The sequence below is a fragment of the uncultured Thiothrix sp. genome, assembly GCF_937873765.1.
In the GTDB taxonomy this organism is placed as follows: Bacteria; Pseudomonadota; Gammaproteobacteria; order Thiotrichales; family Thiotrichaceae; genus Thiolinea.
Genome location: NZ_CALMZC010000002.1, coordinates 18,367 through 38,214, shown reverse-complemented (window position 1 = coordinate 38,214; position 19,848 = coordinate 18,367). Strand labels below are relative to the sequence as shown.

The 19,848-nt window shown below is 45.9% G+C and carries 14 protein-coding genes; 4 read left to right on the top strand and 10 right to left on the bottom strand.

From position 1 onward, the window contains the following. A complete protein-coding gene (locus Q0307_RS00545) occupies positions 1 to 501 on the bottom strand; it encodes a DUF4124 domain-containing protein (RefSeq protein WP_298654898.1) in 501 nt (166 codons plus the stop codon). 110 nt (positions 502 to 611) lie between these two features. Between Q0307_RS00545 and Q0307_RS00540 the strand changes: the two genes are divergently transcribed. Further along, positions 612 to 2,018, top strand: a complete 1,407-nt coding sequence (locus Q0307_RS00540; RefSeq protein ID WP_298654895.1) for an efflux RND transporter periplasmic adaptor subunit — start codon at positions 612 to 614, stop codon at positions 2,016 to 2,018. Beyond that, positions 2,011 to 5,235, top strand: coding sequence for an efflux RND transporter permease subunit (locus tag Q0307_RS00535; RefSeq protein WP_298654891.1), 3,225 nt, complete (start codon positions 2,011 to 2,013; stop codon positions 5,233 to 5,235). The genes Q0307_RS00540 and Q0307_RS00535 overlap by 8 nt, the downstream gene beginning before the upstream one ends. 43 nt (positions 5,236 to 5,278) lie before the next feature. On the opposite strand, the gene Q0307_RS00530 is transcribed toward Q0307_RS00535, so the two are convergent. The 3 genes from Q0307_RS00530 to aceE form a co-directional block, all read right to left on the bottom strand. Continuing rightward, entirely contained in the window at positions 5,279 to 6,460 is a 1,182-nt protein-coding gene (locus tag Q0307_RS00530) for an acetyl-CoA C-acyltransferase family protein (protein WP_298654889.1), read from the bottom strand. A gap of 117 nt (positions 6,461 to 6,577) precedes the next feature. Beyond that, positions 6,578 to 7,882: a dihydrolipoyllysine-residue acetyltransferase gene (aceF, locus tag Q0307_RS00525; protein WP_298654886.1), complete on the bottom strand. Its 1,305-nt coding sequence runs from the start codon at positions 7,880 to 7,882 to the stop codon at positions 6,578 to 6,580. A 12-nt stretch (positions 7,883 to 7,894) separates the two neighbouring features. Further along, positions 7,895 to 10,558 carry a pyruvate dehydrogenase (acetyl-transferring), homodimeric type gene (gene aceE / locus Q0307_RS00520; protein WP_298654883.1) on the bottom strand — a complete coding sequence of 888 codons (2,664 nt, stop codon included), beginning with the start codon at positions 10,556 to 10,558 and terminating at the stop codon, positions 7,895 to 7,897. Between the two features lie 207 nt (positions 10,559 to 10,765). On the opposite strand from aceE, the gene rnt reads away from it, so the two are divergent. Together rnt and Q0307_RS00510 are read left to right on the top strand one after the other, a co-directional pair. Further along, a complete protein-coding gene (gene rnt / locus Q0307_RS00515) occupies positions 10,766 to 11,407 on the top strand; it encodes a ribonuclease T (protein WP_298654880.1) in 642 nt (213 codons plus the stop codon). After that, positions 11,408 to 12,013: a DUF938 domain-containing protein gene (locus Q0307_RS00510; protein WP_298654877.1), complete on the top strand. Its 606-nt coding sequence runs from the start codon at positions 11,408 to 11,410 to the stop codon at positions 12,011 to 12,013. Between the two features lie 89 nt (positions 12,014 to 12,102). Here Q0307_RS00510 and Q0307_RS00505 read toward each other — a convergent pair whose 3' ends face one another. The 6 genes from Q0307_RS00505 to Q0307_RS00480 all read right to left on the bottom strand — a co-directional run bounded on the left by Q0307_RS00505 (position 12,103) and on the right by Q0307_RS00480 (position 19,668). Continuing rightward, positions 12,103 to 14,754 (bottom strand): SdrD B-like domain-containing protein, encoded by a 2,652-nt coding sequence (locus tag Q0307_RS00505; RefSeq protein WP_298654874.1) that lies wholly within the window; start codon positions 14,752 to 14,754, stop codon positions 12,103 to 12,105. A 158-nt stretch (positions 14,755 to 14,912) separates the two neighbouring features. Further along, positions 14,913 to 15,401 carry a 2-amino-4-hydroxy-6-hydroxymethyldihydropteridine diphosphokinase gene (gene folK, locus Q0307_RS00500; protein WP_298654872.1) on the bottom strand — a complete coding sequence of 163 codons (489 nt, stop codon included), beginning with the start codon at positions 15,399 to 15,401 and terminating at the stop codon, positions 14,913 to 14,915. Continuing rightward, the gene (pcnB, locus tag Q0307_RS00495) at positions 15,398 to 16,690 is read right to left on the bottom strand and encodes a polynucleotide adenylyltransferase PcnB (RefSeq protein ID WP_298654869.1); all 1,293 of its coding nucleotides are present in this window, start codon (positions 16,688 to 16,690) and stop codon (positions 15,398 to 15,400) included. The genes folK and pcnB overlap by 4 nt, the downstream gene beginning before the upstream one ends. A gap of 114 nt (positions 16,691 to 16,804) precedes the next feature. Further along, on the bottom strand, positions 16,805 to 17,269 hold the full coding sequence (gene rimI / locus Q0307_RS00490) for a ribosomal protein S18-alanine N-acetyltransferase (RefSeq protein WP_298654866.1): 465 nt from the start codon (positions 17,267 to 17,269) through the stop codon (positions 16,805 to 16,807). A gap of 8 nt (positions 17,270 to 17,277) precedes the next feature. Continuing rightward, a complete protein-coding gene (locus Q0307_RS00485) occupies positions 17,278 to 18,114 on the bottom strand; it encodes a uracil-DNA glycosylase (RefSeq protein ID WP_298654863.1) in 837 nt (278 codons plus the stop codon). 6 nt (positions 18,115 to 18,120) lie between these two features. Continuing rightward, complete coding sequence (locus Q0307_RS00480) at positions 18,121 to 19,668, bottom strand: 2-isopropylmalate synthase (protein WP_298654861.1); 1,548 nt, start codon at positions 19,666 to 19,668, stop codon at positions 18,121 to 18,123. Positions 19,669 to 19,848: the final 180 nt, after the last annotated feature.

The following is a 19,848-nucleotide window of genomic DNA, read 5'->3' as shown; positions in this document are numbered from 1 at the left end:
TTATTGTGCTTTACTGACTTTTTCAGGTAGCACGTCAGAATTACAGAGTTCTTTGACGTTCTTCTCAATTTCAGCAATTTTATCAGCACGTTCTTTGGCACTTAGAATTTTTTCTTCGTTCTCGGTGGAGCGCCAGCGAATGACCGGATTGGATAGTAATTGCTTCAGAGAGGATTTTTGCTGTTCACAGAATTGACGATGCTTCTCTGCATTTTTAGCGCCTTCATCCTTAGCTCGTTCCATTTCATCTTTAGACGGGTCTTTATCTTGCTCCTCAGACTTAGTCATCGCATCAGTTTTGGTGGCATGGGTTGCTTTACCAGTCGATAAGCTAATATCTTGAGCAATATCTTTGGCTTTAGATAAATCAGGCGGTGGAGTTTGTGTGTAATGCACAGCGCCTGAAGCATCAGTCCATTTATAAATCTCCGCCTGTACGTTCGCTATCATGCAGGATAACAGAGCAGATAGTGCACAGAGTCTAATTACTGTTGTTTTCATAATGCATATACCTCTGCGTGACTTCCTTTGATTTTTAAGTATATTAGAATTTTCTAAATATCTTATGCTATATTTGATGAGTTTAAATTATTCTAGCGGGTAATTATCACATGAAGTTAGCTCAGATATACATGCTAATCGTCGGATTTTTTATTTTTAATAAGTATGCTTTATCGGATGACTTAGCGCTAAAAACCATGCAAGTCTCTGAACAAATTGTTCCAGAGCTTCTATATTTAGACGGACATCTTGAGGCTGTCAATGAATCGACCGTATCGGCACAAACCAATGGTGTCATTGAAGAGTTGCCCTATGATGTAGATGATCGTGTCGAACGGGGGAGCGTGATTGCAAGAATTCGCTCTAAAAATCAGCAAGCCGGTGTACAGCAAGCTAAGGCTGGCATTAGCGAGGCGACTGCGGGGGCTAATCAAGCCAAAGCGAGTTTAGGTCAAGCTCAAGCAGGTTTATCAGAGGCTAAAGCCGGTTTAAGCCAAGCTAAAGCGGAAGAGCAGCGTGCACAAGCAGCTAGTCAACAAGCCAATGCTAACTTGCAACAAACGCAAGCGGGGGTACAAGAGGCTCAAGCTTTGCTGAAAGAGGCTCAAGCCGATTTCAATAGAATCAGCGAGATTTATGCACGGCGTTTAATTCCACGTGCCGATTATGATCGTTCAGAAGCTGCGCTTTCAACTGCAAAAGCACGGGTTAATTCGGCCCAAGCTCAAGCGGCGGCGGCTCGAGCACAAGCAGAATCAGCCAAAGCCCAAATTGCCTCAGCACGTTCCTTGACAGAGGCTGCCACTGCACGTGTAGGTTCAGCCGATGCTGCTTTAGCGGCTGCTTCGGCGACTGTCGATGCATCCAAAGCCAATCAAGAAGCCGCCAAAGCCCAAGCCACTCAAGCGACTGAGGTATTGGCTTATACCAGTTTAATTGCTCCCTATAGCGGTATTGTGACCAAGCGCCATGTGCAGCTGGGTGAAACGGTCAATGTGGGCACTCCAATCATGACTGGACTTTCGTTGGATGAGTTACGGGTGGTGGTAGAAGTACCGCAACGGATGATTAATCAAGTACGTGCACGTGGTAAAGCGGTAGTGCAGGCAGATGATAGCGGTGATTATCTCCCCGTCAAATCAATGACAATTTTTCCTTATGCCGACCCGAAAACCAATGCTTTCCAAGTACGAATTAATTTAGAAACAGGACAAGAAAAACTCTATCCCGGGATGTTTGTAAAAGTAGGCTTTGTGATGGGTGATGCGAAAAGTCTAGTGATTCCCAAACAAGCTGTGGTGGTTCGCAGTGAAGTCATTGGCGTGTATGTGCTCAATGCGCAAGGCTTACCCTCTTTGCGCCAAATTCGCTTGGGAAAAGATGTGGATAGCCAACAAGTGCAAGTGCTAGCGGGTTTATCGGCTAGTGAAGCAATTGCGCTCGATCCAGTGCAAGCAGCTATTTATTTAAAAAAACAGCGCGAGTCAGCCTTAACTGAGGGCAAAGCGCATGAATGAACAGCCCTTAGGTATTTCTGGACGAATTGCTAAACAATTTCTCACCACACAAATCACGCCTTTATTGGCATTAGTAGGCTTGTTGCTAGGTTTATTTGCAGTCATGGTGACCCCACGTGAAGAAGATCCCCAAATCAACGTGACCTTTGCGAATATTTTCATTGCCTTTCCGGGGGCGAGTGCGCAGCAAGTCGAAGATTTAGTCTCTACTCCAGCTGAACAAGTCCTCAGCGAAATTGAAGGTATCAATCATATCTACTCCGTGTCGAATCCGGGCATGTCAGTGGTCACCGTTGAGTTTAAGGTTGGGGAAAATCGCACTGAGGCTCTAGTACGTTTATACAATAAAATAGCAGCTAACCAAGATTGGTTACCTAGTAACTTAGGTGTACTCACCCCGTTGATTAAGCCGAAGGGGATTGATGATGTGCCGATCGTGACTTTGACTTTATGGACAGAAGATCCAGAGCGTGGCTCATTTGAGCTTAAGCAAGTCGCCCATGCGATTGAAGCTGAGTTGAAGCGTGTACCCGGCTCTCGCGATATTTATACGATTGGTGGAGCTGAACAAGTCGTTAAAGTTCTATTAGACAGCGAGAAATTAGCAGGTAGTAATATTTCACTGGATGACTTACGGCGTGCCCTTCAAGCCAGTAATTCTGCGCGTGATGCGGTCAATCTTGTTAATAACAATGAAGAGATTCAAGTCATTGCAGGAACTTTTCTCACTCATGCTGACGAGGTGGGGGAGTTAATCGTTGGCGTCAATGCGGGTAAGCCAGTCTACTTGCGTGATGTGGCCCGTGTCGAGCGTGGTGCCGATTCACCAGAAACTTATGTCAGTTTTGGCACAGCCAAAGGTGCTAAAGAAAAAGGTTTAACTGTGGGGGTGCGTACTCCTGCAGTCACAGTAGCGATTGCCAAGCAGCCGGGTACCAATGCCGTCGATATTGCGAATAAGGTGATTGAGCGTTTTGAAAAATTGCGTGGAACCGTTGTCCCTGAAGGTGTGAATGTGACGGTTACACGTAATTATGGGGCGACCGCTCAAGAAAAATCTGAAAAACTGATTGTCAAATTGATGATTGAGACAGTTGCTGTTGCTACCTTGATTTGGTTGGTTTTGGGCTGGCGTGAAGCTTTTATTGTTGGAACGGCAGTGGTGATCACTTTAGCGATTACCCTGTTTGCTTCTTGGGCTTATGGTTTTACTCTGAATCGCGTATCGCTATTTGCGTTGATTTTCTCTATCGGTATTTTGGTTGATGATGCGATTGTAGTGGTTGAAAATATTCATCGGCACATGCAAGAGGGTGGCAAGAAGCTATTAGAGGTCATCCCCACCGCAGTGGATGAAGTCGGTGGCCCGACGATTTTAGCAACTTTCACAGTGATTGCAGCTTTGCTTCCGATGGCGTTTGTTTCGGGCTTGATGGGACCTTATATGAGTCCAATACCAATTAATGCCAGTATGGGGATGCTGATTTCTTTAGCTGTTGCTTATATCTTGACGCCATGGATGACCGGTAAAGTCTTAGGCAAAGTAAATTTCAGCCATCATCAATCCAGTAATGACAATAAGCTCAAGTCCTTTTTTACGCGCTTAATGAGTCCATTTTTAGATGATAAAAAAGGTGGGCGGTGGCGGATTGGTTTGTTAGCGGTTATCACCTTATTGATTTTCCTATCAGCCTCATTAGTAGTCGTAAAATTAGTCGTGCTGAAGATGTTACCGTTTGATAATAAGGGCGAGTTTCAAGTGGTCGTGGATATGCCAGAGGGTAGTTCCTTAGAACAAACGTCCCGAGTACTGAATGAATTAGCCGATTATTTACAGGGTGTTGAGCAAGTCATTGATTATCAAATCTATGCGGGTACGGCAGCCCCCATTAACTTTAATGGTTTAGTGCGCCAGTATTATTTACGTGAAGGCGCTGCGGTTGGGGATATTCAGGTCAATCTCACGGACAAACATCATCGCTCGGAGAAAAGCCATGAAGTTGCTTTAGCGGTACGTCCACACTTGCAGAAAATTGGTGATCAATACGGAGCGAGTGTCAAGGTAGTCGAAGTACCACCCGGACCACCTGTCATGTCCTCTTTAGTCGCCGAAGTTTATGGGATGGACTATGCCGGTCAACTGAAAGTGGCTAAGCAAGTGCAGAAAACCTTTGAGACTACTGCTGATATTGTCGATATTGATACTAGTGTGGAAGCCGCGCAAAAGCGTTTAGTGGTGGAAGTAGATCGGCAGAAAGCAGCACTCTTAGGTGTTGCCCAAGATTCCATTGCTTCAGCGATTGATACTGTGCTACGTGGTGAGGATGTAGTTTTTTTACACGGGCAAGGTATCAAATATGCAGTACCCATTCGTGTCGAGTTTCTGCCTGAGTTGAAAGATAAAATGAGTTCGGTATTAGCTTTGCGGGTGCGCAGTAGTTCAGGGGCGCTAGTGCCCATGTCTGAGTTGGTCAAAGTACAACAGGCCGCCCGCGAGCATTCGGTTTATCACAAAGATCTCTTGCCGGTGGTGTATGTCATGGGCGACATGGCCGGAAAAACCGATAGCCCCTTATATGGTATGTTTGATATTTCTAAAGGCTTAGATGCGATCACGGTCTATGGGGATGCTTTGCGGCAATTCTTCTTTAGTGCGCCGGATGATCCTTATTTCTATAGCATCAAATGGGATGGTGAATGGCAGATCACTTATGAAACTTTCCGCGATATGGGCATTGCCTATGGTGTAGGGATGATTTTGATTTATTTGCTAATTGTGGCGCAATTTCGCTCTTATATGGTGCCATTGGTGATTATGTCGCCAATTCCTTTAACCGTGATTGGCGTGATGCCGGGACATGCTCTATTGGGTGCGCAATTCACCGCAACTTCAATGATTGGCATGATTGCTTTAGCGGGAATCATTGTGCGTAACTCGATTCTGTTAGTGGATTTTATTAATGAGCAAGTGCGTGCCGGTATGGGTTTAAAAGAAGCCGTGATTAATGCCAGTGCAGTACGAACTAAACCGATTGTTTTAACCGCTTTAGCGGCGATGGTGGGTGCTTTCTTTATTGTCGATGACCCGATCTTTAGTGGTTTAGCAGTCTCGTTGATTTTCGGGATTCTGGTGTCAACCCTGTTAACTTTGATCTTGATTCCGCTAATGTACTATATGTATGCGAAAAACCGAGTTGGGCAGATTTTGGCAGGATAGTAACAGGCTTAGGTGGAGCAAAATGCTCCACCTAAAAACAGTCTTACATGCGCTCAAATACAGCAGCAATACCTTGACCGCCACCAATACACATAGTGACTAAGGCATATTTGCCATTGATGCGTTGTAATTCATACAGTGCTTTGGTTGCAATGAAGGCGCCAGAACAACCGATAGGGTGACCTAAAGCGATTGCGCCACCGTTTGGATTGGTCTTATTCATGTCTAAGCCTAAGCCTCTAGAGACTGCAATGGCTTGCGAGGCAAATGCTTCGTTAGACTCAATCACGTCCATTTGATCTAAAGACAAGCCAGCTTTTTTCAGAGCTTGCTTAGACGCTGGGATTGGGCCTTCACCCATCACATCATTCGGTACACCCGCAACAGCATAAGATACTAAACGTGCAATCGGTTTTTGACCGGCATTGGCAGCGACATCGGCTGCTGCTAAAACGAAGAATGCAGCACCGTCATTGATACCAGAGGCATTACCAGCGGTAACAGTGCCGTCTTTCTTAAACGCTGGACGCATTTTGGCCAAAGTTTCAACAGTCGTATCCGCTTTAACGTGTTCGTCCGTATCAAATATGACTTCACCTTTACGTGTTTTCAGCGTAATGGGCAAAATTTGAGATTTGAAGCGACCTTCTTTGATGGCATTCGCAGCGCGGCGCTGTGATTCAGCGGCTAAAGCATCTTGCTCTTCACGAGAAATGCCCCATTTAGCGGCTAAATTCTCTGCAGTGATACCCATGTGACCCACGCCGAATGGGTCAGTCAAAGTAGCAACCATCATGTCGACCATTTGTGTGTCGCCCATACGTGCGCCATTACGCATAGCCGTTGACAGATAACCAGCACGTGACATGACTTCAACGCCACCACCCACACCATAGTCATAATCGCCGAGCATAATGCCTTGAGCGGTGGTGACAATTGCTTGCAAACCAGAGCTACACAGACGATTGACTGCCATGGCGACAGATTCCATAGACAGGCCAGCTTGGATAGAAGCTACGCGTGCTACATACGGGAAACGTGATTCAGTAGGGATGGTGTTGCCTACTGTTACATAATTGATTTGCGCAGGATCAACACTAGAGCGTTGTACTGCTTCTTTCATGACTTGACCAGCTAATTCTGCTGGCTCCATGCCGCTTAAACTTCCGCCGAAAGCACCAATTGCGGAGCGTACAGCACTTAATACAACAACATCACGACTCATTAGACTTCTCCTTGCATGGGTTATTCTGACCCGTCCTCAACGCTCGCACAGCATAGCCGAAAAACTTGCGCATTGCAGCAACTTAAAAACGCTTAGTACTGACGAGCATGACTTAGCTCACACCAATAATCTTCGAATATCGCTGAGCATTTTGGCAAGAAAAGTCGTAAAACGTGCACCGTCAGCACCGTCAATCACGCGATGATCATAGGAGAGCGACAGTGGCAGTATCAAGCGTGGCGCAAATTCTTTACCATTCCAAATGGGCTGCATATTCGATTTGGATACTCCTAAAATCGCCACATCGGGCGCATTAATAATTGGAGTGAATTTAGTACCACCAATCCCGCCTAGACTAGAAATCGAAAAGCAGCCACCTTGTAAATCAGCCGGTTTCAAGCGACGTTCACGCGCTTTAGTGGAAACTTCCTTGAGATCATCAGAGAGTTGCAGAAGGGATTTTTTATCTACATCGCGAATAATGGGTACGACTAAACCATCGGGTGTATCGACTGCAATCCCAAGATGATAATACTTTTTCTGAATCAGCATTTCGCCTGCGGGATCGAGCGAAGTATTAAAGCGTGGGTAAGCTTTTAAACCGGCCACCACTGCTTTCATAATAAAAACCAAAGGTGTGATTTTAGAAGCTTTGATTTTTTCCTGTTCAAGATTCAGTTCTTGGCGAAAAGCTTCTAAATCGGTGATATCGGCTTGGTCAAATTGTGTGACATGCGGCACATTCAACCAATTGCGATGCAGGAATTCACCAGTGAGTTTATTGATCCGGTTCAAACGCACGGTTTCGACCTCACCCCATTGGCTAAAGTCAATTTCCGGCATGCTTGGAATCACCATACCACTATTAACTGTTGCGATATTTTTCGCTTGTAAGCCAAATCCCATCACATCTTTGATATAGCTTTTGACATCTTCTTGCGTAATTCGTTGTTTACGTCCAGTCCCCACCACACGACTTAAATCAACGCCTAATTCACGCGCAAACTTACGTACCGAAGGGGTGGCGTAAGCTTTTTTAAAAGCCTCATGGTCAATCACGCTAGGTAGAGTTGGGCGTTTAGCTACAGGGGAAATTGAAGGGGGGGTGTTCACTCTAGGCGCAAGTGGTAGATTAGATTTTCCCGAGTCGAGTGCTAAAGCAGGTGGTGGTTTGGCTGGGTTTGTTACAGTTTCCAAGTTCAGAATTAGGCTGCCTGTAGAGACCCGATCACCTTGCTGGACGCGCAACTCTTTGACAGTGCCCGTAAGTGGCGAGGGAATTTCCATTGAAGCTTTATCCGACTCGACGGTAATCAGTGAGTCTTCCGCTTGAATGCTATCACCGACTTTTACCAGCACTTCAATGATTTCTACTTCTTTAAAGTCACCAATATCTGGGACACGAACTTCTTGGATCGCCATGATGTCGCCTCCCTATACATATAAGGGGTTAGGTTTATTGGGGTCGATTTGATATTTCTCCATTGCCTCCACCACTTTGACTGCTGGCAAGGAGTTTTCATCGACTAAGGATTTCAAGGCAGCCAGCACAATGTAATAACGATCAACTTCAAAATATCTGCGTAATTGAGCGCGGGTATCACTGCGTCCAAAACCATCCGTACCTAAAACTTTATAGTGCATTGGAATCCAAGCACGGATTTGGTCGGCGTAACTGCGAATATAATCGGTAGCCGCGATGGCAGGGCCACGTCGGTCTTTTAAGCATTGAGTAAGATAAGGTGTGCGTGTATCTTCCAACGGATGGAGTAAATTCCAGCGCTCAATATCGCGGGCTTCTCGAGCAATCTCATTGAAGCTAGTAACACTCCAGATATCTGCATCCACCCCCCATTCTTTATCCAAGATTTCTCCAGCCGCAATCACTTCCCGCAAGATCGCGCCCGAGCCTAAGAGTTGCACCTTCTTGCGCTTTTTGCCGCCACCGCTGAAGAGATACATGCCTTTGATAATGCCTTCTTCCACGGCATGCGGCATAGCAGGGTGATGATAATTTTCATTCATGGCAGTGATGTAGTAGTAAACATCTTCCTGATTTTCATACATGCGTTTCATTCCATGCTGAATAATCACCGCAAGTTCATAAGCAAAAGTCGGATCATAAGAAATACAGTTTGGAATTAAACCTGCTTGCACTAAGCCATGCCCATCTTGATGCTGTAAACCCTCACCCGCAAGGGTAGTGCGTCCTGCTGTACCACCAATCAAAAAGCCTCGGGCGCGACAATCCCCCGCTGCCCACGCTAAATCGCCAATCCGCTGGAAGCCAAACATGGAGTAGTAAATATAGAAGGGCACCATGCACACGCCATGTGTACTATAAGCAGTAGCGGCTGCAATCCAACTAGAAATCGCCCCCGCCTCATTAATACCTTCTTCCAGAATTTGTCCTGATTTATCTTCTTTGTAGAACATCACTTGATCTTTATCTTGTGGCTCATACAACTGACCGACCGAAGAGTAAATCCCTAATTGGCGGAACATGCCCTCCATACCAAAAGTACGTGCTTCATCCGGTACAATTGGCACGATATGCCGTCCAATATTTTTATCACGGGTCAGAATGGTAAGTAGGCGTACAAAAGCCATGGTCGTGGACATTTCCCGATCACCACTGCTATCCAATAATGTTTGGAGGAGACTTAACTCGGGGACTTTTAGTGGAGCTGCATGCGTTTGGCGCTGTGGTAAATAGCCACCTAATGCTTTACGCCGCTCATGTAAGTATTTGATTTCTTCACTATCAGCAGCAGGGCGATAATATTTCGCTTCCGCTGCCTCCTCATCGCTTAAAGGAATATTGAAACGATTTTTGAAAGCAATCATTTCCTCATTCGTGAGCTTTTTCTGCTGATGGGTACGGTTTTGCCCCTCGCCCGCAGCACCCATCCCATAGCCTTTTACGGTATGCGCGAGAATAACCGTAGGCTGGTTTTCGTGATGCACGGCTGCATAGTAGGCTGCATACACTTTATGTGGATCATGCCCACCCCGGTTTAAGCGCCAAATATCTGCATCACTCATGCGGGCGACCATTTCGCGCAATTCGGGATAAGCCCCAAAGAAATGCTCGCGCACATAAGCGCCATCTTTAGCTTTATAGTTTTGGAATTCGCCATCCACCACTTCGAGCATACGTTGCTTAAGTTTGCCATTTATATCTTTAGCCAGTAGCGGATCCCAATACGACCCCCAGATCACTTTAATGACATTCCAACCTGCGCCTCGAAAAACAGCTTCTAGCTCTTGCACGATTTTGCCATTGCCACGTACAGGGCCATCTAAGCGTTGCAGATTGCAATTCACTACCCAAATTAGGTTATCCAACTTTTCGCGCCCGGCTAGTGAAATAGCGCCTAAAGTTTCTGGCTCATCGACTTCACCATCGCCGACGAATGCCCAAACATGGCGATTTTCAGTATCGGCAAGCTTGCGGTCTTGCAGATATTTCATGAAGCGTGCTTGATAAATCGAAGTGATCGGCCCCAAGCCCATCGACACGGTGGGGAATTGCCAATAATTCGACATGAGCCACGGATGTGGATAGGAGGATAAACCCTTGCCGCTGACTTCTTGACGGAAATTATCTAAGTCTTCTTCAGTAAAACGGCCTTCCAAAAAAGAGCGTGCATACATTCCCGGGGCTGCATGCCCTTGGATATAAATCACATCACCACCATTTTGCGGAGAGGGTGCATGCCAGAAATGATTCATGCCTACATCATATAAGGTGGCTGCTGAGGCAAAAGTGGCAATATGCCCACCCAGCTCGGTACTTTTCCGATTGGCACGTACCACCATTGCGACCGCATTCCAACGAATCCATGAGCGCAAACGTAATTCGAGTGCCGGATTACCGGGGGTATATTGTTCTAAATGGGGCGGAATGGTATTGATATAAGCAGTATTTGCGGAATAGGGCAGGTTAGCGCCGTTTTGCCGTGCGGTGCTAATCAGTTGCTCGAGCAGAAAGTGTGCGCGTTCTAAGCCTTCGCTTTCAATCACCGCTTCGAGGGAGTCGACCCATTCAATGGTTTCTTGTGGATCAATATCTTGCGGGGTTTTGTCTAAGCTCATGGTAGAACTCCTTGCCAGCCGTAGCGCACATTAGCAGTTGCGCGAAATGATGTTTAAGGTTTTGAACATAACATTATCCTTTTTGAAAGGAAAGCTGCCTTGAACCCATGAAATAAATAAATTTATAAATCAATGTCTTATAAAAAACAAATTAAATTGATTGTAATTTTCTACCTATTTTCAGCTGCATCCGGTAAGCTCAACGCCATGAGTGATGAAATTGAGATTATTCCTCTCGCTAATCGGTTTCGTGGGTTTTTGCCGGTAGTGGTGGATGTAGAAACTGGCGGATTTAATTTTCGTAAAGACGCTCTGCTGGAAGTAGCAGCGGTGATTTTGCGCATCGATGAAAAAGGTGAGTTATCTCGGCATCGCACTTATCATTGGCATATCGAACCTTTCCCCAATGCCAATCTTGATCCGAAGTCTTTGGAGGTGAATGGCATTAAGCCATTTAGTCCTTTGCGCTTAGCTATTCCTGAAACACGGGCTCTAGATGAGTTCTTTAAAATCGTGCGTCGCGAAGTGAAGCTGAATCGTTGTAATCGTGCGATTTTAGTTGGGCATAACGCACCTTTTGATCTCAATTTCGTCAATGCAGCTTCTGAGCGCAATGACTGTAAGCGCAATCCGTTTCATCCCTTTAGCACGCTTGATACGGTTACTTTAGGTGCAGTAGTCTATGGTCAAACGGTGTTAGCCCGGGTTGCCCAAGCCGCCGGTATGAATTGGGATGGGGAGCAAGCACATTCAGCCGTCTATGACGCCGAGAAAACGGCGGATATTTTCTGTCATATCGTCAATACTTGGCAGACGTTCGATGCGGCCTTCAAAGCAGTCGAAAACTAAATGAAACCCTATGCAGCCTCTTGTGATGAAAATCGCGAGCCGATTTTAGTGGTACTCAACGATTTATTACATGATTACCAATCTTTGCTCGAAATCGGTAGTGGTACAGGTCAGCATGCGGTGTATTTTGGTGAGCAATTTCCACGACTGACTTGGCAAACTAGTGATCAGCTTGAATATCATGCAGGCATCAAGGCTTGGTTGCAGGATGCGAAGCTTGCCAATGTTTTAGACCCTTTGCTCTTAGATGTACGTCAAGTAACTTGGCCTAATCTCACAGTCGATGCCGTTTTCTCAGCAAATACTTTGCATATTATGAGCTGGGAGGCCGTGCAAGCTTGCTTTGCCGGGGTTGGACGCTTATTAATCAGCAATGGCTTATTTATTGTCTATGGCCCCTTCAATTATGCAGGTCAATTCACTAGCACAAGTAATGCACGCTTTGATCAATGGCTCAAACAGCGTGATCCTGACAGTGGGATTCGCAATTTTGAGGATTTGAATCTACTCGCGGCTAAGGCTGGTATGGAGTTGCAGGCAGATTATGAAATGCCGGTTAATAATCGGATTTTGGTTTGGCGGAAGACAAGGACAACTATTGGCTGACTGTCTAGTAGTGCTCTAAGCTTAATCTAGTTAAGTAATCTGTAGCCAACTACTAAGCAAAAGCTTAGTAGTTTTCCTAGCGCTGTCATTTAAAGGGCTTTGACTGTAATATTTAAAGTTTTGGTTTGATTCGCAGCTACATCTTCCACAGTCCAAAGCCCAGTCAGCTCATCAAAGACATCTTTAGCATAAACACTTTGTCCATCATCACTGACGTATACCAACCCTGCTGGTAAGGCATCTTTAACCTGTACAGCAGTAGCTGGGTTAGCGCTTTCATTGGTAATGCTTAGGGTATAAATAAACTCCTCACCGCGCCCGACTGAAGATTTACTAACAGTTTTAGTCAGTTTTAAATCAACCTTCTTTGGTAAGGGGGCAAAGCCAAAGTCAATAGAATGGTTATTTTCCCCCGGTTGCCCTACCGTAAAGTCAACCCCCTGTTCTGCAGCTGCATCTGAGTCACGCACATCGACTAAAGGATGATTAGTGGTATCAATTTGCACATTTGCCACGGTAGCTTCGTAGGTATCTGTGGTGGACGGTACTATTCCCGGTGTTAAGGTGCACAACATACCTGTTTTTAAGAAGGGCGCATTGCCATTTTCAGCATTAGAAAAATAATAAGTACCATCACTAGCCGTCGTAGTTTTAGCGGTATTTACACCACAACTTAATGTGATTTCCACATTAGCTAACCCCGCTTCACTCGGATCTTGAATACCGTTTTTATTATTATCCGACCACACGCGGTTACCAATTTGCACAGGCGCAGGCAAACATAAGGCTTCAATATCACCTAAGCCGGCTGACTTACTAAAGGATTCTGGGCTAGAGCTGTCATATGCTACATAAGCCCCAGTCGGTGCACCGTTATTATTATCCATCCACACAAAACCAGAACTTTGGTCATAGCCCACCCCTAATGAGTTAGGCGGGGTTAAGGCACTCATAATAATAGGACCAGTCCCAATTTGTGCTAAGCCACCTTGAGAAATTTCATAGTGACGAGCAGTAGTCCCGTAGATAGGTGCACCCCCATCCCCCCAATAGAACTCCCCATCATCTAGTGAGGTGTTGTGGTAACGGGTATCCGCATTGTTTAAGTCATAATTAGTATCGGGATGAACATAGCCAGAATTACTAGCGCTACGACCTGCACATACGCCTAAATTATTCGTGTGATCATTGCTTTCCCACATATAAGATTGGGTCGCGCTGTCATAGCCCACACAAACAATATCACCAACCGTATTCGTGGTGTAATTCAAGGCAGCTATCACTGTAGGCGTAGTCCGCGAATAGGGTAAATCAACGCCCCATTGGTCAGCTAAACGCCCTCGGAAACCTAACACTATATCATTCCCTACGAATTCAATATCTGTCAGCATTTGAGAGTTATCGGTTACCCAGTTACGTGGTGTCCCTTTGGCAAAGCGGGAGACAGCAATTTGATCCATACTGTTTAACCAAGGGTCAAGCTGCGTTTTATAAATACCATAGCGCTGTTTGCTCCAGTCATAATTCAAGACCTCTGACCACGCATTGGTAGTCGTGTCTAGGGAGTAAACATAAGCCCGTAATTCATCGCGTGCGGTGGCTAAGTTTGCTGCACGGCTAATCTCACCCGAACAAATTGCCCCGACATACAATAAACCATGATGGTATTTCAGACCGAAGGGGCGCACGTCATCCGGCGCATTTTTACAACTGGCTTGATTAGTCGGAAATGCCCATTGTCCGACTTTGACTTGTTTAACTGTATCAATTCCGATGATTTCTTTAGTGCTTAGGTTAGTTACAAATAAGGTTTGCCCATCTTCCGACAAGTCTAAATCGCCTAAACTACATTTGCCGACTTGATTGAAAGTAGTGGTATCATATTGATTGAGTAAATCATTACCATGGCTCCCACAGACAGTAACACCTAAATCTGTTTCCACGTTTACCCATGCTTCTGGTTCTTGAGTTGGCATACCTGTTTTAGGGTCGATTGCAAGTCGATAAATTTGCCCACGTCCACCCGGCCCATAACCTGATTGCATCTTGTGGTAAGCGGCTGCATAGAGATAATTATTCTTTCTGTCCCAAGCGATCCCGTAAATTGATCCAACTTTATTGGCAATAGCGACTGAGCGTGGTTTTTTATCAACAGGTTGCCAGAAAGCCAAATCAGATTGATGAGGATTAGTATCTTTGCCTGTAGCGTATTGCCCCCAACCTGCGTTAATGGAAATCAGCGTATTTTTAGTTTGGTTAGATCCCATTAACTGATCACCTAATACGAAGCGCGAGGTCACCAATTCAGGTGCAGCTTGGCAGTATTGTAAGGGATTACTCACTCCAAATTTGACATCGCAACGGGCAGCCGCTGTTTCAAAACGTACAGTGGTTTGGGAGTCAATCCCTTGGGTGCTAGGTTTGTCGGTGTCTGCCAAACCGGAAAATTCTAATCGATAGGCTGTCCCATTACTGACACCAGCTAGCACATAAACCCCATTATCACCCGTTACTGCCGAACTCACTGCTTGATTGTTGGCATCAAAGGCTTTAATGGTAATACCGGCTACCCCCGGTTCTAGTGAATCTTGTTGCCCATCGTCATCATAATCACGAAAGACTAATCCACCGAACTCGTTTTTACTGATATCGCAGACTGTATCGGTTGCATAAGCTGGAATACTAAGCCATAAGCTGAGTAAGGCCAGCCCGAGGCTCATACGTTTGATAGATTGTTTCATAATAATTTATGCATAAGCCCTATTATTAGTTTTTATGGCTTATCTTAAGCAACTCTAGCCTGATGATGCCTGAATCTAGGCTAAGTTATGTTAATGAAATCTGTAGGAAATAAGGTAGATAAGACTAGTGTTCAACACGAGAGCCTAGAGCGAGCTGTTTATAAAAGTTTAGTTAAATCACTACTGGCTAGAACGAACGTATACTCTCGTAAAGCTTGTCCACAGGGTAGGATCAAGTCTGGGTGAAGTTCATATAGAGGATAAACTACAAAGCTACGCTTACTTAATTCAGGATGCGGCACTATCAAATTAGCCTCTTGAATAACCGCAGCACCAAACAGCAATAAATCCAAATCTAAAGTCCTTGGCCCCCAACGTAAATTGGGATCGCGTACTCGCCCGTGTAAGCGCTCAGTTTCTAATAAAACAACTAATAATTCTTGAGCATTCAAGCTTGTGCTTAGGCAGGCTACTGCATTGATATAATCAGGCTGACCTACTGGGCCAACCGGCTTGCTTTGATAAAAACTAGAAACATCTGTGACTTGAATAGCCGTGTGTTGGTTTAAAGATGTAAGCGCTGATTGCAGAGTGGCGCGTGAGTCGCCCTGATTACTCCCTAAACCAATATAGGCAACAGTGTTCATTCAGAGGCCGCTGGGTTAGTTTTTTTGCGCTTAGTACGCCGCTTTTTACCACCATTTTTGCACAGGCCTAAGCGGTCTTCGGGTGACGCTTCTTGAAAATGGGTCCACCAAGCGGCATCCTCAGCGACCCTAGTTTCGCCGGCTGCTGCCCGTAGGTAGAGAAAGTCATAAGCAGCCCGGAAGCGTGGATTACTTAACAGAATATTTGCGCGGCGTAAATCACGATGGTGGAAGCGCGATTGTAAGCCCCAAATTTCACGGGTGATATTACTAAAGCGGCGCGGGATCGCGGTCACTTTCACTTGATCACGCAGCACATCAGTCGCTGCAATGTGCAAAGCTTGCAATTCTGGATGGCCTTTAAGTTGCGCTTGCACCATTTGCGAATGGACTTGCTCCCATAAAAGTACCGCAAACAAGAAGGCAGGCATCACCGATTTACCTTCAGCAATACGATTATCAGTATTGCTTAAAGCGGACTGGATGAGTTTCCGATAAATCCCTTGATCATCTTGCGCAAGACTTGCGGCAGTAATTGGTAAGAGGATAGGCAGCAGCTTATACTGTTCTAATAGGCAAAAGGTTTTCCAGCCTTGGCCGCTATGTAACAGCTTTAAAAGTTCATCAAATAAACGAGCAGGAGCCACATCATTAAGGAGTGGTACCATCGCTTCGATCAAGTCACCCGTTGGGCCATCTAATACGAAATCCAATTTAGCGACAAAGCGTAAAGCACGCAGCATGCGTACCGGATCTTCACGATAACGCTGCTCAGCATCGCCGATTAAATGCAAACGCCGCTTGGCTAAGTCCTGCATACCACCGACATAATCGAGTACATCACCACGAACTGGATCATAGAACAGGGCATTGATGGTGAAATCACGCCGCCAAACATCTTCTTCTAAAGTCCCATAAACATTATCGTGCAAGATACGACCCTGTTCATTCACTTGACCTTGAGAGCTTTCATCATGTGGTGCGCGGAAGGTAGCGACTTCAATATAATCCCGCCCATAATAAATATGCGCCAGACGAAAACGCCGCCCGATCAAACGGGCTGAGGAAAAGAGTTTGCGCACTTGCTCAGGATTAGCGCTAGTAGCAATGTCGAAATCTTTAGGAGTTAAGCCGAGTAAGAGATCACGCACGCAACCACCTACTAAATAGGCTTCAAAGCCCGCTTTTTGTAGCTTGCGGATAATGGCATCAGCACGTTCGCAAATTTGCTCTTCTTGTATTTTATGCTCAGACGCGTGGATGCGCACGGGTTGTGCTGATCCTCTCAAGTTGTCGGAAGCTCCCTGTTTTAGCCCAGTCGCAGACATTAATAGCTTAAAGATGTTGCCAAAGACCGCAATAATAGCACTGCTAGAGCTTCACCACTAACCCCTTGAAGGAATTTAAACTAAAGTTTTTGCCATGAGTAGGGCATGCTCACGCCCATTTTTAGCAGGATAATAGTTTTTACGTAAACCGACTTCATTAAAACCTTGCGCTAAATACAAATGAATTGCGGCTGTATTCGAGGGGCGAACCTCTAAAAAACAATCCTGTGCACCTAAGCCACTAGCAATTTGTTCGGCTGTTGCCAGTAAGCGTCTGCCTAAGCCGCGCTTTTGCTGGCAAGGTTCAACCGTGATATTTAAAATATGTAATTCACCCACCGCAATGGATAAGACACAATAGGCGAGAATTTGCTGATCCAGCTCATAAATATAAGCATGATAAGTTTTGTGTTTGAGGCAATCTTGGAAAATCCCTAAAGTCCAAGGATAAGGATAAGCGCGCTCTTCAATCGGCATAATCCGCTCAAGATCAGCCAAGTTCATCGGACGCAAAGGTAAAAAAGGACTGAATTCAGGCATGAAACAATTTACGCTTTAACGCCTAGGCTAGCTAAAAAATCCCGAGCTAATTGTAAATCCTGCCAAGCTCGCCGCTTTTCAGTGGGTTGGCGCAGCAAATAAGCAGGGTGATAAGTTACAATCACGGGCACGGTACTATTGGGTAAGGTATGCACACTGCCCCGTAAGCGGCCTAGTGGGGTAGTCGTTTGTAATAAATTGTGTGCCGCAATTCTTCCAACCACTAAAATCAGCATTGGCTGAATTAAAGCAATTTGCCGCTCTAAATAGCCACGACAAGCAGCGGCTTCTTCCGGTTTTGGGTCACGATTATTCGGTGGACGGCATTTAAGAATATTAGCGATATAGATGTCTTCACGTGCAATATCGATAGCTGCGAGCATATTCGTTAGGAGCTTGCCCGATTTACCCACAAACGGTAGGCCTTGACGATCTTCTTCTGCCCCCGGTGCTTCGCCAATGATCATGCACCGCGCTTGCTGATGACCTGTACCAAACACTGTTTGGGTGCGGGTTTTGTGCAGTTCACATAACTTACAAGCCGCAACGGCAGCTTCTAAGTCTAGCCAATTGAGTTGGCTGCAATTAGGCGCATGACTAGCAATCACTGGCTTAGCAGGGTTTGGTATGACTTTAGGTTTAGCAGGTTCAGCAAATAACTCACTGAGCGCTCTCGGTGAACTAGCAGGTTTACTGATGGATGTTAGTGGCTCTAGTGTTTCACTAGTCAGTGTGGCAGGTAGTTCTGGATTCGGCGTAGTTTCATCGTCCACAGCCAAATCTTTGGGTATCCACAGGGGAATACCCATTGCCTTTAGATAACGACTGCGCGTCGGCCAATCCAAAACTAATTACACTCCATCATGTTGTGGATGGGCGCGATATTGACTAGAAGCAAGTTTATTCAGGCCATCAACATAAGCTTTGGCCGAGGCAATCACAATATCGGTATCCGCGCCATGTCCATGCACTAGTCGGCCTGCTTGCTCTAGGCGAATGGTGACTTCACCTTGTGAATCCGTACCGCTGGTAATCGCATTCACGGAGTAGAGCTGCAATTCAGCTTCTTCACGAGTAATTGCTTGGATTGCTTTATACACAGCATCCACAGGGCCACCGCCCAACGCTTCCGATCGCTGCTCAATGCCACGTACTTTTAAAGTCACGGTCGCAACGGGCGCTTCACCGGTTTCTGAGCAAACTTTTGAAGAAACCAACTCATAAGCCGCTTGTTCTTGTGCAGAGCGTGACTCTAGGATCAACATTTGTAAATCTTCATCGAAGATTTCGTGTTTGCGATCCGCTAAATCCTTAAAACGCGAGAAAGCAGTATTGATTTCTTCTTCGGTTTTTAACTCAATGCCTAAATCCTGTAAGCGGGTGCGGAAAGCATTCCGGCCTGAGTGCTTGCCAAGGACAATCTTATTATCTGACCAGCCTACGTCTTGAGCACGCATGATTTCATAGGTTTCCCGATGCTTCAATACGCCATCTTGATGAATCCCTGATTCATGCGCAAACGCATTCGCCCCGACAATCGCTTTATTCGGTTGCACGGGAAAGCCGGTGACGCTCGAGACTAAGCGCGAAGTGGGGACGATTTGAGTGGTATCAATCTGGGTTTCTACCGAGAACACATCGTGACGAGTACGAATCGCCATCACAATTTCTTCTAAAGAGGCATTACCCGCACGCTCACCTAAACCATTGATCGTACATTCCACTTGGCGAGCACCTTGCATCACTGCAGCTAAAGAGTTGCCCACCGCTAAACCTAAGTCATTGTGGCAATGCACCGAGAAGACCGCTTTATCCGCATTCGGAATGGTCTGAAGCAAACGTCCGACCATATCACCGAAGACATGCGGAATTTGATAGCCAACGGTATCTGGGATATTAATGGTGGTTGCACCGGCGGCAATCGCTGCTTCAATCACGCGACATAAAAATTCAAATTCAGAGCGCCCGGCATCTTCACAAGAAAACTCAACATTATCCGTGTAATTACGGGCTTTTTTTACCGCATACACGGCTTGCTCGACGACCTGATCGGGTGTCATACGCAATTTGTTTTGCATATGAATCGGGGAGGTCGCAATAAAAGTATGAATGCGCCCAGAGTTCGCACCTTTCAATGCCTCAGCAGCTCGTTCAATATCGGCATCTAAAGCGCGGGCTAAGCCACAAACGGTACTTTCTTTAATGAGGCCGGCAATTGCTTTGACCGACTCGAAATCGCCGGGGCTGGCTATCGGGAACCCAGCCTCAATGACATCCACTCGCATTTTTTCTAGCATTTTGGCGATGCGGATTTTCTCAGCTTGAGTCATGGATGCGCCGGGGCTTTGCTCGCCATCCCGTAAAGTGGTATCAAAAATGATTAAACGTTGTTTAGACATGGGTGTCTCCAGAGATTCTGCTAGACCTAATGATAAATTAAAACAGAGGACGCGTGTTAAGCTCGCGAGGCTTCAGTTAGCTTTATTCTGCCTATATAGGCAGTCGGTAGAGCAGAACAGTAGGCAGGAAGCAGCGGCGGCTTAGATAGCCAGTCGACAAATCAAGTGTCAGGCTGCGTG